Raw genomic sequence first — 407 nt, 5'->3', positions numbered from 1 at the left:
GGGCACCGAAACTTTTGTTGAGGAAATTTCAACGAGGTTATCTAGTAGAGGATTTACAATATATGTTACCTGTGAATCCGATAAATTTCACGAAGACGAATACAATGGAGTCATCCGAGTTCATGTTCCATCTATTCAGGGAAAAAGTACAACTATTCCATCTATTAATGATCTACTTGCTACTCTCATCTTGTTAAAATATCATTCGGGTGATATTGATATTATGTATTATGTGGCCCCAGACGGAGCTCTTGCAGCGATTCTTGCTAGACTTGCAAAGAAAAGGCTTGTCATAAACCCTGATGGCATTGAATGGAAACGTTTGATAAAGCGAAGTTTGTTTGTCCCGCCATATTTACTACCTCTGTATTTGTCCACAATGATTTACATGTTCGTAATGGAATACC

At 37.8% G+C, this 407-nt stretch carries 1 protein-coding gene; it reads left to right on the top strand.

Annotated elements, in window-relative coordinates:
- A partial coding sequence (locus E3E36_RS12420) for a DUF1972 domain-containing protein (protein WP_167895638.1) occupies positions 1–407 on the top strand: 407 nt, incomplete at both ends.

Origin of the sequence: Thermococcus sp. M36, from assembly GCF_012027355.1 — an archaeon.
Taxonomy (GTDB): domain Archaea; phylum Methanobacteriota_B; class Thermococci; order Thermococcales; family Thermococcaceae; genus Thermococcus.
This window is presented reverse-complemented; position numbering and strand designations above follow the sequence as displayed.